Annotated in this window: 12 protein-coding genes; 5 read left to right on the top strand and 7 right to left on the bottom strand. The window is 65.1% G+C overall.

Annotated features, from left to right (window positions below; genetic code table 11):
* Positions 1-72 precede the first annotated feature (72 nt).
* Positions 73-405, bottom strand: a complete 333-nt coding sequence (locus tag FJT57_RS06860) for a hypothetical protein (protein WP_144903394.1) — start codon at positions 403-405, stop codon at positions 73-75.
* 193 nt (positions 406-598) lie between these two features.
* Here FJT57_RS06860 and FJT57_RS06855 point away from each other — a divergent pair, with 193 nt between their 5' ends.
* Entirely contained in the window at positions 599-1,294 is a 696-nt protein-coding gene (locus tag FJT57_RS06855) for an FxLYD domain-containing protein (protein WP_144903392.1), read from the top strand.
* A 68-nt stretch (positions 1,295-1,362) separates the two neighbouring features.
* On the opposite strand, the gene FJT57_RS06850 is transcribed toward FJT57_RS06855, so the two are convergent.
* From FJT57_RS06850 to FJT57_RS06835, 4 genes are all read right to left on the bottom strand, one after another.
* The gene (locus tag FJT57_RS06850) at positions 1,363-2,352 is read right to left on the bottom strand and encodes an FAD binding domain-containing protein (RefSeq protein WP_144903389.1); all 990 of its coding nucleotides are present in this window, start codon (positions 2,350-2,352) and stop codon (positions 1,363-1,365) included.
* Between the two features lie 2 nt (positions 2,353-2,354).
* Entirely contained in the window at positions 2,355-4,784 is a 2,430-nt protein-coding gene (locus FJT57_RS06845; RefSeq protein ID WP_144903387.1) for a xanthine dehydrogenase family protein molybdopterin-binding subunit, read from the bottom strand.
* 6 nt (positions 4,785-4,790) lie between these two features.
* On the bottom strand, positions 4,791-5,441 hold the full coding sequence (locus tag FJT57_RS06840) for a (2Fe-2S)-binding protein (protein ID WP_144903384.1): 651 nt from the start codon (positions 5,439-5,441) through the stop codon (positions 4,791-4,793).
* A 271-nt stretch (positions 5,442-5,712) separates the two neighbouring features.
* Positions 5,713-6,525, bottom strand: a complete 813-nt coding sequence (locus tag FJT57_RS06835) for an XdhC family protein (RefSeq protein WP_144903381.1) — start codon at positions 6,523-6,525, stop codon at positions 5,713-5,715.
* A gap of 186 nt (positions 6,526-6,711) precedes the next feature.
* Here FJT57_RS06835 and trmB point away from each other — a divergent pair, with 186 nt between their 5' ends.
* The 4 genes from trmB to bcp all read left to right on the top strand — a co-directional run bounded on the left by trmB (position 6,712) and on the right by bcp (position 10,524).
* Positions 6,712-7,773, top strand: a complete 1,062-nt coding sequence (trmB, locus tag FJT57_RS06830) for an HTH-type sugar sensing transcriptional regulator TrmB (RefSeq protein ID WP_144903379.1) — start codon at positions 6,712-6,714, stop codon at positions 7,771-7,773.
* Positions 7,774-7,868: 95 nt separating this feature from the next.
* Positions 7,869-9,026, top strand: a complete 1,158-nt coding sequence (priS, locus tag FJT57_RS06825) for a DNA primase small subunit PriS (protein ID WP_144903376.1) — start codon at positions 7,869-7,871, stop codon at positions 9,024-9,026.
* A complete protein-coding gene (locus FJT57_RS06820; protein WP_144903373.1) occupies positions 9,023-9,985 on the top strand; it encodes a DNA replication complex GINS family protein in 963 nt (320 codons plus the stop codon). The genes priS and FJT57_RS06820 overlap by 4 nt, the downstream gene beginning before the upstream one ends.
* A 71-nt stretch (positions 9,986-10,056) precedes the next feature.
* The gene (gene bcp, locus FJT57_RS06815; RefSeq protein ID WP_144903371.1) at positions 10,057-10,524 is read left to right on the top strand and encodes a thioredoxin-dependent thiol peroxidase; all 468 of its coding nucleotides are present in this window, start codon (positions 10,057-10,059) and stop codon (positions 10,522-10,524) included.
* Between the two features lie 306 nt (positions 10,525-10,830).
* On the opposite strand, the gene FJT57_RS06810 is transcribed toward bcp, so the two are convergent.
* Positions 10,831-13,092: a CDC48 family AAA ATPase gene (locus FJT57_RS06810; RefSeq protein ID WP_144903368.1), complete on the bottom strand. Its 2,262-nt coding sequence runs from the start codon at positions 13,090-13,092 to the stop codon at positions 10,831-10,833.
* A complete protein-coding gene (locus FJT57_RS06805) occupies positions 13,089-13,337 on the bottom strand; it encodes an Hsp20/alpha crystallin family protein (RefSeq protein WP_144903365.1) in 249 nt (82 codons plus the stop codon). Before FJT57_RS06805 ends, FJT57_RS06810 begins: the two co-directional genes overlap by 4 nt.
* Positions 13,338-13,554: the final 217 nt, after the last annotated feature.

Here is a 13,554-nt window from a genome sequence, read left to right as displayed (position 1 = left end):
GCGCTTTTCTCTCACTTTCTCTCATCACTCACGAGGTATCAAGCGCGCTCCTCGCTTTCGCGACAGCCGGAGCTATGTTTCGCCCTCGACCAACCGTCCGCCCGCTTCGAGCGCCCGGTCGACCGCCGCCTCGTCGGGACAGAGAAGGGTCGTTCGGATCGGGCCTTCCTCGACGAAGACCGCGGTCGAGCGTACGTCCGCGGGCGGGTCGCGGTCGAAGACGACGCGGTACGCGTCGAGGTCGGTTACGAGACGCCACTCGTTTCTGAGCGCATTCAAATCGCCCTTCTCCGGGATCTCGTATCGATCTTCGGCGTCGTTGTAGTAGCCCTCCAGCGACGGTGGCACAGACTCGCTCCCCTCGAAGAGGTATACGCCTCGAATCTCGAACACGTTGAACGACATCGGCTCTCCTCTTCTGTCGCGGCGCTATCGGGAAAACAGTGGCGTCTCTCCGGGCGTTACTGGCATCTGTGCGGTTCAACTGTTCGGCCACGATAGAACGTCTCCGTAACTTCGGAGCCACTGCAGTTCGTCGCTTTCGCACCTGAACGGTGGGGCCAGTGCTTATGTCCGCCGCCAACCTGTGTCCCGATGGATGGTCGACACCAAGGCGGTCCTCATCGGTGCGCTCCTGGCGGCCGGTCTCACGTACGGGGGGCTCGTCGGCGTCGAACTGATCGTCACCGACAGCGAGATCGACGTCCCCTCAGTACCGCTCGCGGGCGAGGCCACGGTCGAAGGGACGACGTACCACCTCGACCGATTGGGCAGACCCACGGTCGTCGGCGAGGTGTACAACGGGCACTCGTATCCGGTCGGGAACGCGACGGTGACGGTCACCTACTACCGCGATGGTGAGGTAGTCGGTGAAGCGGTCGGCGGCGTCCTGGGTGAACCGATCGCGCCCGGAGACGCTGCACCCTTCGATATCCACGCCGACACGAGTGAGGAGGTCGACGATTACAACGTCTCTCTCACCACGGAACGAACGACAGCCAGCGACGGTGAGTTCTCCGTCGATGCGGCGGTCGCCGACAGCTCACAGAACCGTATCTCCGTTTCCGGGACCGTTCGTAACGAGGGTCGCGAGTCGCGGGCGGCCGAAATCGTCGTCGCATTCTACGACGAAGAGGACAACGTGATCGGCGTTCGAACCACGAGACCGAACGGAGACGTCTCGCCCGGCGACTCGGTTCCGTTCACCGTGACGTTCCGCACCGTCGGCGACGTCCCCAGTCTCGCACAGGAGTTCGACGACTTCGACGCCCGGGCGGTCGCGGTGGACTCCTGAGACGCATCGCTCCGCGATTCGTGACCCTTGGAGAACCGGAGAAGAATCGGGGAAGATGTGTGGGCTGCTCAGGCGACGTTACTCAGCGCCCGCTTGACCAGTCCGTCCGCGAGGTTCAGCTTGTACTCGTTGTCCGATTGCGGTCTCGCGTTCGGGAGCACGTTCTCCGAGGCGGACGCGATGTTGCCTTCGGAGAGTCGGCTCCCGCGAATCGACCGTTCGGCGGTCCGAAGCCGCTTGGGCGTCGGCGCGAACCCGTTGGCGACGAGGCGGAGATCCGAAACGGTTCCGCCGCTCGTTTTGACCGCGGCGGCGATGTTTCCGATCGCGAAGTCCCACGCGTCCCGCCCACGGACCTTCTCGAAGTAGAAGTTCGTGCCGCGCCAGTCGCTGGGAACCTCGATATGAGTGAGGATCTCGTCGTGTGCGAGGTCGTGCATCACGGTGATGTTGTCCTCGGGGCCGACGAAGAACTCCGAGAGCGGCTCGCGTCGCTCTCCTCGAGGTCCGCGCACGACGACCTCGGCGTCGAGTGCGATGAGCGCGACGGCCCCGTCTGACGGGTGCGCGGTGATGCACCGCGAGTAGTCGGTGACCGCGTGGTCGCTCGACTCGCCGGTGATCGCATAGCAGGTATTCCCGCCCGCGCGGTAGCAGTCGAACCCGCCGCGGTAGTACCAACAGCGCGAATCCTGCGTGAGGTTACCGCCGATCGTCCCCTGGTTTCGGATCTGCGGCGTCGCGATCTCGCCCATCGCGTCCGCGATGATCGAATACCCGTCGTTGACCGCGTCGTGGTTCTGGACGTCCGAGAGCGTCGCGAGCGCGCCGATTCGGAGCCCGCCGTCGCTCGTCTCTTCGATCTCTTTCAGCTCCTCGATCGGCTTGAGGTCGACCAGCACTTCCGGCGTGCGGTCGCGGTTCTTCAGCCAGTTGATCTCGTCGGTGTTTCCAGCGATCGTTGCCGCGTCACTGCCGTGTTCGCCTAAGAGCCGCACGGCGTGCTCGACGCTCGTGGCGTCGATGTGCTCGAGCGGCGGGATCATATCTTGTTGCATGGTTAGCTGTCCACCTCCCCTGCGCGGACCTTCTCAAGCACCTTGTCGGGAGTGACAGGGAACTCGCTGAAGCTCGTGCCGAGGGCGTCTTTGATCGCCGCTGCGACCGCGCCAGACGCCGCCCCGTACGGCGGTTCTCCGACACCTTTGGCCCCGAAGGGTCCGAAGGGGTCGGGCTCGCCGACCGCGCCGACGTGAAGGTCGCCGGAGACGTAGTCGTGGATCGACGGCGGCTTGCTCTTGTAGAGGTCCGTATTCACCGGAATACCGGTGTCCTGATCGTGGCGGTACTGCTCGAAGAGGGTGTAGCCGATCCCCTGGATGGCCCCGCCCTCGACTTGGGCCTTGAAGCTCTCGGGGTGGATCACCGTCCCGGAGTCGTTGTAGTTCGCCATCTCTTCGACGACGACCTTGCCGGTCTCTAGGTCCACCGAGACTTCCGCGATCGCCCCGGCGAAGGAGGTGACGAACCCGTCGAGGTCTTCGCCGGTACTCTTGCCGAAGGCGACGAGCCCCTGTCCCACCGCGTCGCTCGCAGCGGCGATCGTCAGGGGGACGAGACTCTCTTGGTACTGTTCCGGGATCTCCTCGGCCGTATACTTGCCGCCTGCATCGACGGCCGCCTGAGCGGCCTCGGCGAAGGAGATCGATTCTCCGGACTGCCCGTGGACGACCTCGTGATTCTCGACGTTGTACGCGTCGGCGGTTCCCCCGAGTTCCTGTGCGGCCAGTTCTTTCAGGTACTGAACGGCCGTCTCGGCGGCCTTCACGTTTGCCAGCCCCTCGGTGAACGTCGTGTTCGAAGAGAACTGCCCCAGGGTGAACGAGGACTTGTCGCTGCTGCCCCACGAGACCTCGACGTCGTCCCAGTCGGCGCCCATCGTGTCCGCGACCATCCGAGCGACCGCGGCGAAACTCTCGGTGCCGAGGTTCCCCGCACCCTGCCGCACCTCGACGGTGCCGTCGGTGTGGACGACCACGAGGCCGTCGAACCCGATGTAGCCGGACTGGTGGGACGCCGACGCGATCCCGACGCCGTACACCTTCGATCCCTCACGGGTCCCCGAACGGGCTCGCTTCTCCTCGTAGTCGATCGCCTCGGCCGCCAGTTCGTAGGCCTCCCCGAGATACGCGCTCGTCATTGGGAGTCGCTCTGCGCCCGCCGGTCCTCTGTTCTCGGGGGAGTTCTGCAGACAGACGTCCAGCGGGTCCAAGCCCGCCTGTTTCGCCGCCTCGTCGATGACTTGAGCGATGGCCAACGCCGCTTGGTTCTGTCCGGGACCCCGCTGCGGCCATCGTTTTGGCGTGTTCGTGAACACGCCGATGCCGCGGAACCGGAGCGTCTCGGGTTGCCAACACTGCGTCAGCGAGTTGAACCCGGAACTGAGCGTCGACAGCGCGTCGGCGGAGTAGGCTCCGGCGTCGCCGACGGCGTCGATCTCCATTGCGGTGATGTTCCCGTCGCCGTCGAGGCCGACCCGCGTCCGCGCAATGTACGTGGCGCGGCCGTTGCCCCAGTGGAACTCCTCGCGGCGGGTTCCGCGGATCTTTACCGGGCGGTTGACCTCCCGGGAGAGAAACGCCGGAACGGCCATCTGCGGGTATGCGGTCCCCTTGGAACCGAAGCCGCCACCGGCGAAGTTGCAGATGAAGGTGACCTCCGTCGGCGGTTTCTCGATCATTCCGGCGACGCCCGTATGCGTCAGGCTGATGCTCTGACTGGAGCCCCAGATCGTGACGTGTCCGTCGGTGCCCCACTCGGCGACGGTCGAACGGGGCTCCATCGGATTCGTTGGCTGAGGTTGTGCCTTGACCGTGTCTTCGTAGATCGTCTCGGCGTTCTCGAACCCCTCCGAGACGTCGCCCCAGTTCCACTCCATCGTGAAGTCGCCGGGGTCCTCGGGGAAATCGCCGCTGAAGTCGGCGTTTTCCCACTTGATCGTGTCGGCGGCGGCCTCCGCTCCGCCCTGCCCTTCCGCGCCCTCGCCTCCCGCCTCGCCGGTCGGGACGTTCCCCTCGGGGCGCGCGTTCGGGCTGCCTGGCTTGAGCGTCTCGATGGGATCGACGACGTGGTCCAGGACCTCCCAATCGACCTCGATCGCTTCGACGGCGGCGGCCGCAGTGTACTCGTCGGTTGCGGCGACCGCGGCGACCGGATAGCCGAACGTCAGGGGCTCCTCGGCCAGCACCGGTTCCCCGATCGCCGCGTCCGGAACGTCCTCGTGGGTGATGACCGCCTCGACGCCAGACATCGCCTCCGCCGCGGACGTGTCGATACTCCTGGCCCTCGCGTGTGCATAGGGGCTTTTGACGGTCTTCGCGTGCAGCAGGTTGTCGAACTGGTAGTCGTCGGCGTACTTCGCCTCGCCCGTTACCTTCGCTCGGCCGTCCGGTACCTCGAAATCGTTTCCGACGTAGTTGTGTTCAGACACGAACGATCACATCCGTTCGGCCGCTGTGAGCACGCTCTCGATCTCGTTCTCGTAGTTGCCACAGCGACAGAGGTTCCCTTCGAGGGCGTCTTTGACTTCCTCGCGCGTGGGATCTCCGTTCTCCTCCAGCAACGACTTCGCGGACATAATCATCCCAGGCGTACAGAACGCGCACTGGCCGCCCAGCTCCTCGATGAACGACTCCTGAATCGGGTGGAGTTGACCGCCCTCCGACAGCCCTTCGACCGTCGTGACCTCCTTGCCGACCGCGTCTTTCGTGAAGTACGTGCAGCTGTAGATCGGATCGCCCTCGATCTGTACGGTACATGCACCGCACATCGCCCGATCGCAGCCGAACTTCGTTCCGGTCAACCCGAGTTTAGATCGGAGCGTCTCCGCCAAGCGTTCCTGATCTTCGACTCTGACGAAGCGCTCGCGACCGTTGACTGTCAGTTTCAATTGATTCGAGAACCGCTCTCGGACCCCCGGTGTCCCGTCGCCCTGCGCCGACGTCTGCCTGATATTGTTGAACAGATAGGCGTTTGCGGCGACGAGCGTCCCACCGATCGTCCCTTTGATGATATCGCGGCGGGATGGTCCTCCCGAGTCGTCGCTTCCCCCCGGCTCCGACTCGTCCGGTACGTCTGTCGTAGACATACCTTGATTATCTTTCACACACATTCATATAGGTTCGGCCTCCGGAAGGGGACACCGGTGGAATTTTCACTGATCTCGGCCCGCTCGATTGCTATCCAGAGCAAGTGGTGTTGGAAGCAAGTGCCCCACCTGACGAAAGGAACCCGTTCACGTGGGATCGGTGGCTCTCGGCGAGTGACGGAGCCGATTCCAGACGATCTGGGAATCTAGATATCTGCGGAATCCAAACAGTCAGGAAACCGATATATCGGCGGGACCAAGACGTCTGCGGCTAGGAATCGACTGAACCGGGCGTGAGTCCGTTTCGGACGCGGTTGAGTTCTGCGAGGATTGAGAGGGCGACGTCCGCCGGATCTCCCCCGCCGAGGTCCAGCCCGACCGGCGAATGGAACCGCTCGAAATCGTCTTCGGCGACGCCGTCCTCTCGCAGTCCCTCGGAGACGCGTTCGGCCTTTGTGTCGGAAGCCACGAGACCGACGTAGTACGCCCCCCGTTCGAGGGATTCCCGAGAGGCGACGCGGTCGAAGTGGCCGCTCCGCGTGGCGACGACGACGGCGGTATTGTCCGTGACGCCGATCGTCTCGATCCCCGCGTCGTAGTCGTCGACGTGCACCTCCGCGTCGGGGAATCGCGTCTCCGTGGCGAACTCCGCTCTGTCGTCGACGACGAAAACGTCGTATCCTAATTCGACAGCCATCGGTGCGAGCGACTGTGCGATGTGACCGCCGCCCGCGACGATCAGTCGTTGGGTTCCTGGAATCACGTTGATGAACACGTCCATCTCTCCGCCGCAGACCATACCGGTGTTGCCCTCGGGCCGCAGTTCCCAGCGTTCGGTCCGCGGCGTCCGCTCCTCGATCGCGTCGACCGCCGCCCTGCGCGTGCGCTCTTCGACCGTTCCGCCCCCCACCGTTCCTTCCGTGCTCCCGTCGGCGCGAACGAGCATCGCCGCCCCGGGATCCTGCGGGGCAGACCCGTCTACTCGCGTCACGGTCGCGAGCGCGACCGTCTCCCCGGCCGCGGTCAGTTCCTCGATGCGACCGTACACGCCGGACGGTCCCTCGTCCCCTCCGTGCTCGTCCATCACACACACGCTATCGGCTGCCGAAGCTTATATTTATTCAACGGCGAACCGATGTGTTCACTAACCGGGGAATCGGTATTGTTGCCTGCCCGGCGCGCTCGCTGACCCCGTTTTCATCGAATTCCGAAATAGGGTGCTACTCGAAGCATAGTAAACAGTAAGTGACCGGGGTGAGAGCCATCGAGTATGGCAGACGAACTCCGCACGACGCTGGAGCGGGTCGGAGAGCGCTTCAACCTCGGCGAGTACGAGATCGAGGCGTACCTGGCCGTGCTCGAACACGGCGAACTCACGGCCTCCGAAATCGCCGACCGAACGGAGATCCCGCAGCCCCGGGTGTACGATACCGTGCGAAGCCTCTCGGACCGCGGCCTCGTCGAACTCAGGGAGTCGCGCCCGATGAAGATCGTCGCCGTCGAACCCAATGACGCCTTCGGCAACGTGAAACAGTCGCTCGACAGCCTCGTCTCGGAGTTGGAAGCGCGGTACACCGCACCCGCGCGAGACACCGAGGCCGTGTCCCTCGTGAAGTCCCGCTCGACGATTCTGCGATACGTCGAAGAGATCATCGAGAGCGCCGAGTACGAACTCGTGCTCTCGCTCACCCCGGATTTGCTCCGCAGGTTCCGCGAGGACCTCGCCGCCGCCATCGACGACGGCGTGAGCGTCGACCTGCTCGTGACCCCGCTGTCACGCGCGCCGGATCCGGACGAGTTCGACTACCTCGAAGTCGCCACCGTCGCACGCGCTCGCCGGGGGATCACCACGCCGGTTCTCGCCGTCGCCGACGGCAACTACTCGATCTACGCGACGCAAGACGCCCTGCGCGACGACCGCGACCGCTACGGCGTCATCTTCAACCGCTCGGCGCTCGGCTTTCTGGTCTCGGGCTTCTTCGGAACCGTCCTGTGGTCGACGGCCGAAGTGCTCGCCGCCGACGGCAAGCGTCGACCGTTCCCTCGGCGCTACGCGTCGATCCGCAGGGCCGTGAAGGACGTCCGCGAACTGAACGGACCGTTTTACGCCTCGATCACGGGGCGGGACGTCGAGACCGGCGAACCCGTGATCGTCGAGGGCGAAGTCCAGACCGCCACGCTGGAAGCGTCCGAAGAGGTCGCGTCGCTGCGTCTGGAAACCGACGACGGCGTGCTGGAGATCGGCGGGTTGGTGGCGGCCTTCGAGGACGTCGAGGCCCAGGAGATCCTCCTCGGCCGCGACGGGGTTCCGGACCGCGAACAGTTCGCCTGAACCGCACCGTCGACGCCCTCGAATCGCGATCGCTGCCGGGACGCGTCGCCGAGGCGCAACGGCTTTACTCCTCGCTCCAAAACCCACGGCGACGAATGGAGGCGCGCACGCGGACGTATCTGGAAGGTCGGTTCGGCGATTACTACCGCCGCAGCGACGTCTCCCTCCCCCCTGCGGCCGAGCGCCGCGAGTGGGGACACATCCCCTGGAGCGCGGGCGCGACGCGGATGGTCCGCCACCAGTCGCTGCTCGACGTCGGCGACCTCGGCGACTTCCTGCACCGCACCGCGCCGCAGCACGTCTACTTCTCGTCGGCCCGGTTCGCAGACCCCGGCGCGAGTTCGATGGACGAGAAGGGCTGGCAGTCGGCCGACCTAGTTTTCGACCTCGACGCCGACCACCTCCCCGGGGTCGATCCCGAGACGACGTCGTACGCGGAGATGCTCGCGGCGTGCAAAGGAGAGCTGTTGAACCTCCTGGATTTCATCGACGACGACTTCGCCTTCGAGGAGACCGAGGTGGTCTTCTCCGGGGGCCGCGGCTACCACGTCCACGTCCGCGATCCCGGGGTGAGAGGGCTCGACAGCGAGGCCCGCAGAGAGATCGTCGACTACGTTCGCGCGATCGATTTGGACGTCGACGGGTTGATCGAAACGGAATCGAACCGCGGAACGACCCGCCGCGTCCTCCGCCGTCGCGGCGGCTGGGGCGCTCGCGTGCACCGCCGCCTCGTCGCGCTCGCGGAACGGCTGCGCGAGATGGGCGAGGACGAGGCGCTGAACCGACTCCAAGAGCTCGACGGCATCGGCGAGGGACGCGCGCAGACGATCCTCGGACAGGTGCGACACAACTTCGAGGCGATCCGCGAGGGGAACGTCGAGGCGGGCGGCCCCGGGACACGTATCCTCGTCGACGCGCTGGCGACGGAAGCCACCGAGGAGGAGACCGCGCCGATCGACGAACCCGTCACCACCGACACGAAGCGCCTCATTCGCCTGCCCGGCAGCCTCCACGGCGGGTCCGGACTGGTGGTCAAGGCGCTCTCCCGCGACGAACTAGACGATTTCAATCCCCTCGAGGACGCGATTCCCGAGCGGTTCCGCGGCCGCGAGATCAAGGTGAACGTGACCGAGCCGGGGGAGACGACGTTCGACGGCGACACGTTTACTATGTCGGAGGGAGAGCGATCCGTCGAGGAGTGCCTCGGGATCTTCTTGATGGCCCGGGGACGCGCGGAGAAGATCAAAGAATGAACTTAGACGAGTTACGGAGCGTCCGACGGACAGAGCGGCAGAAGGACAGCCTCCAGCATCTCCGTGACTCGTTCTACGAGGACGTCGCGGCCTTCATCGCGGAGCGCAAAGCCGAGCGCCGCCGCGCGGCCGACGCGGCCGAGGACCCGTTCGCCGATCCCGACGTCGGACGACTGACCGACGAGATCGAGACGGCCGAGGACGTCGTCGAATCGATCTACGAGCGCCGCGTCGGCAAGGTCGTCAAGCTCGCGTCGTTCGCGGCGGCGGATATGAGCGCCGACACGGAGGGCCTCACCGCCGAGGAGCGGGAACTGTTCGACGGGCTCGTCGGTCGGATCAAGCAGAACCGTCAGGCCGTCCTCGACGTGCTGGCTGGCGAAGGTGGCTCGGAGGGCGGCCCGGCCGCGACGACCACTGAGGCGGATGCGGCGATCACCGAGACAGATGCGACGACCGAGGCGGCTACGACAGCGTCGTCGACGCCGGAGCCGACGACGTCCGCTCCGGAGCCGCTCGCGCCGGACGACGTTCTCAGCGAGGCGATGGGCGGCGATGGCGCTTCATCGGCTGAGACGGACACAGCATCGCCCGACACGGACGGAGCATCGGCAGACGCGAGCGGGTCGGTGTCGGAACCGGCGGACTCGCCGGTTTCGGAGTCAGCGGAGTCGGTGTCAGATGCTTCGGGTGTTCCAGCCGACGTCCCACCGGACGCGCCGCCGGACGCGACGGCCCCGGATGCGCCTGTGATCGGCGACGGAACCGACGGGACAGACGGCTTGGACGGGCGACCGGACGACACCGAGCGCGTGACGCTGCGGATCACGGAGGACGTCGGACAGATCTTCGGCGTCGACGAGCGCGAGTACGACCTCGAATCCGAGGACGTGGTGACGCTTCCGACGACGAACGCGGGGCCGCTGTTGGATCGCGACGCGGCCGAACGACTCGATTAATTCCGCTCTCTCAGTGACTTCGCTCGCATTCGAGCGGTACGTTGAAGCCGGGTTCGTCCGAGGTACGGACGATGCTCGATATCGGCGAGACTGCCCCCGAATTCGAATTAACAGACCAGCGCGGAGAGACCGTCTCCCTGTCGGACTACCGCGGCGAGTACGTCGTCGTCTACTTCTACCCACGGGCCGACACGCCCGGCTGTACGACCGAGGCGTGCGGGTTCCGGGACTCCTACGATGAGTTCGAAGACCGCGGCGTGACCGTCCTCGGGATCAGCGACGACCCCGTCGACGACCTCGCGCCGTTCGCCGAGGAGTACGACCTTCCGTTCCGACTGCTCTCCGACGAGGACGGCTCGGTGTCGACGGCCTACGACTCTTACGGCGAGAAGAATATGTTCGGTAACACCTTCGACGGCGTCTTCCGCAACACGTACGTCGTCGGCCCCGACGGCGACGTCGCCCTCGCCTACGAGGGTGTCTCACCCGAGGGTCACGCGTCGGAGATCCTCGACGATCTCGCCGCGCTCGACGACTAGCGCGGCAGTCGTTCGTACCGACTGCCTCGAACCGTGAGACGTTGTGATTCCAGGACGGCGTGAGCTACGGTATGGAATTGCGACGCGGTATAGAATCACGACGCTGTGAGCGACGGACGTCGTTCCCGGAGGCGGTGACGAACCCTGACCGTGAGACGACACCGGATTTCCGGTGAAAGAAACAGTAATCTGATTTACTTTTGTCGCCGTGTGGCGTTCCGTACTACGTTCTTCGAGAGATCGGAAATAAAAGCCCGTCGATGGGCCGGTTGGGGTGCCTAGAGACGCGCCGGGACGGCGCTCGCGTTACTGGAACGTCCGGCTGACGTCCGGTTCGGGTTCGCGCTCGACCTCGCTGGTCTGGAAGCGCTCTTCGATCTCCTCGTAGCGCTCGCGCGTATCGGGGGTGACGCTGGGGCCGACCTCCCCGAGCGCGTGCTCGAAGTGCTCCATCGTCACGCGGACGTTGCCGACCGATTCGGTGACTTCCTCGCGCGAGACGCTGTTGATGAACTCGCGGCTCGCGTCCATCGAGGCCTCGCGGGCGACCGCCTCGATGTCGGCGCCGACGTAGCCCTCGGTCCGCGAGGCGAGTTCGTCGAGGTCGACGTCGTCGGCCAGCGGCTTGTGCTCGGTGTGGACCGCGAAGATCGCCCGGCGGGCCTCCTCGTCAGGGACGGGCACGTGCACGTGGCGGTCGAGCCGTCCCGGACGGAGCAGCGCCGAGTCGATCAGGTCCGGGCGGTTCGTCGTTGCGATAACGACGACGTCCTCCAGCGTTTCGAGCCCGTCGAGTTCGGTCAGCAACTGGGAGACGACGCGTTCGGAGACGCCCGAATCGCCCGTGTTGCTGCCGCGCTCGGTCGCGATCGAGTCGATCTCGTCGAAGAACACGATCGTCGGCGCGTTCTCGCGGGCTTTCTTGAATATCTCGCGGACGCCCTTCTCGGACTCGCCCACGTACTTATCGAGCAGCTCCGGCCCCTTCACCGAGATGAAGTTCGACTCCGACTCGTTGGCGACGGCCTTCGCGAGCAGCGTCTTTCCAGTTCCGGGCGGACCGTACATCAGGACGCCCTTCGCCGACTGCATATCCATCGCCTCGAACACCTCGGGGTATTCGAGCGGCCACTGGATCGTCTCGCGGAGGCGCTCTTTGGTGTCTTCGAGACCGCCGACGTTCTCCCAGGAGACGTCGGGGACCTCGACGAACACTTCCCGTAGCGCCGAGGGCTCGATACCCTTGATGGCTTCCTTGAAGTCCTTTGAGGTCACCGTGAGCGATTCGAGCACCTCGGCGTCGATCTCGTCGGATTCGAGATCGAGCTGGGGACGGATGCGCCGCAGCGCGTTCATCGCCGCCTCCTTCGCGAGGCTCTCGATGTCGGCACCGACGAAGCCGTGCGTGTTGTCGGCGTACTCGTCGAGGTCGACGGCGTCGGAGAGCGGCATATTCCGCGTGTGGACCTGCAGGATCTCTTTCCGTCCCTCGCGGTCCGGGACGCCGATCTCGATCTCACGGTCGAAGCGACCCCCGCGCCGCAGCGCCGGATCGATCGCGTCCACCCGATTGGTCGCGCCGATGACGACGACCTCGCCGCGCTCGTCGAGCCCGTCCATCAGCGAGAGCAGTTGCGCGACGACGCGCCGTTCCACGTCGCCGCCCGCCTCGCCGCGCTTGGGCGCGATCGAGTCGATCTCGTCGATGAACACGATCGCCGGGGCGGCCCCCTCGGCCTCCTCGAAGATCTCCCGAAGCTGTTCTTCGGACTCGCCGTAGTACTTCGACATGATCTCCGGACCGGAGATCGTGTGGAAGGAGGCGTCGATCTCGTTGGCGACGGCCTTCGCGATCAGGGTCTTCCCCGTTCCGGGCGGGCCGTGCAGAAGCACGCCCTTCGGCGGCTCGATGCCGAGCCGCTGGAACAGCTCGGGATGTCGCATCGGCAGCTCGATCATCTCTCTCACCTGTTCGAGCTCACGGTCGAGTCCGCCGATGTCCTCGTAGGTGATAGATGGCGTGTCGGCCTCGGCGTCAGCGCCCGACTGAATCTCTTCGGCGGGCGTCTGGCTGATCGTCACTTCCGTCGAGTCGGTGACGACGACCGTCCCCTCCGGTTCGGTCGAGGCGACCTTCAGCGGGATGGGCTGGCTCGACGAGGACATAAAGCCGAACCCGAACGGGACCCGGATGTTCTGCCCCTGCGTGACGGGCTGACCCGCGAGCTTATCGCGCAGGTGCGAGCCGATGTTGCCGCTGATCCGGAGGTTCTGTGGGAGTGCGACGGAAACGTGCTTCGCGGGCTTGATGTCGGCCTTCTCGACCTCGACGCGGTCATCGATTCCGACGTTCGCCTGCTGGCGGAGCCGCCCGTCGATCCGGATGACGCCGGTCCCGCTATCCTCGGGATAGCCGGGCCAGACGCGGGCGATTGCGGTGCCGCCGTCGCCGTCGATTCGGATGTAGTCGCCGCCTTCTAGGTCCAACTCTTCGGCCGCCTGCCGGTCGATCGCCGCGAGTCCCCGGCCCGCGTCCTTTTGTTTTAGGGGTTTGACAGTGAGCTTCATTGTTCCACAGTGATGGTGAGTACGCCGTTGTTCGTCGTGATCGTCGCGTTCGTTCCGGGAAGCTCGAACTCGGCCTCGGAAATTTCGCCACCGGTCTCGGCGACGACAATCGCCGTCGTGCCGACGACATCAACGTCGAGATTCTCGTCATCGACGCCGACGTCCGCGGCGAGAACCCAGCGGTCCTCGTATTCGTACCGACGGACAATCCGCTCGTCTCCACCGGCTAATTGTTTGATACTCATCGTGATTCCTAACCACAAGTTAGTCGCTTTAGTATTTAAACTTTTCTACCACTAATCGCAAGACAGCGAGGGATGGTCGTCAACTACGGTTGAATTGCGGTCCGATCTCACGGTCGATCGATTTTGCATCCGCTTTCGCAGTGGGTCGGTTCACAGCCTGGCCCTCTCCCGGCTGTCCAGTGACCGTGGCGCTCGCCCAGCGGAGGGTTTCTCGATC

Origin of the sequence: Halobellus captivus, assembly GCF_007655485.1 — an archaeon.
GTDB lineage: Archaea > Halobacteriota > Halobacteria > Halobacteriales > Haloferacaceae > Haloquadratum > Haloquadratum captivum.
This window is presented reverse-complemented; position numbering and strand designations above follow the sequence as displayed.

What these genes read in the sequence shown, in the direction of transcription:
- trmB (WP_144903379.1), top strand. Translation starts at nt 6,712, where the DNA reads ATGGCAGACGAACTCCGCACGACGCTGGAGCGGGTCGGAGAGCGCTTC.
- FJT57_RS06805 (WP_144903365.1), bottom strand. Translation starts at nt 13,337, where the DNA reads ATGAGTATCAAACAATTAGCCGGTGGAGACGAGCGGATTGTCCGTCGG.
- FJT57_RS06860 (WP_144903394.1), bottom strand. Translation starts at nt 405, where the DNA reads ATGTCGTTCAACGTGTTCGAGATTCGAGGCGTATACCTCTTCGAGGGG.
- bcp (WP_144903371.1), top strand. Translation starts at nt 10,057, where the DNA reads ATGCTCGATATCGGCGAGACTGCCCCCGAATTCGAATTAACAGACCAG.
- FJT57_RS06810 (WP_144903368.1), bottom strand. Translation starts at nt 13,092, where the DNA reads ATGAAGCTCACTGTCAAACCCCTAAAACAAAAGGACGCGGGCCGGGGA.
- FJT57_RS06850 (WP_144903389.1), bottom strand. Translation starts at nt 2,352, where the DNA reads ATGCAACAAGATATGATCCCGCCGCTCGAGCACATCGACGCCACGAGC.
- priS (WP_144903376.1), top strand. Translation starts at nt 7,869, where the DNA reads ATGGAGGCGCGCACGCGGACGTATCTGGAAGGTCGGTTCGGCGATTAC.
- FJT57_RS06820 (WP_144903373.1), top strand. Translation starts at nt 9,023, where the DNA reads ATGAACTTAGACGAGTTACGGAGCGTCCGACGGACAGAGCGGCAGAAG.
- FJT57_RS06840 (WP_144903384.1), bottom strand. Translation starts at nt 5,441, where the DNA reads ATGTCTACGACAGACGTACCGGACGAGTCGGAGCCGGGGGGAAGCGAC.
- FJT57_RS06835 (WP_144903381.1), bottom strand. Translation starts at nt 6,525, where the DNA reads ATGGACGAGCACGGAGGGGACGAGGGACCGTCCGGCGTGTACGGTCGC.
- FJT57_RS06855 (WP_144903392.1), top strand. Translation starts at nt 599, where the DNA reads ATGGTCGACACCAAGGCGGTCCTCATCGGTGCGCTCCTGGCGGCCGGT.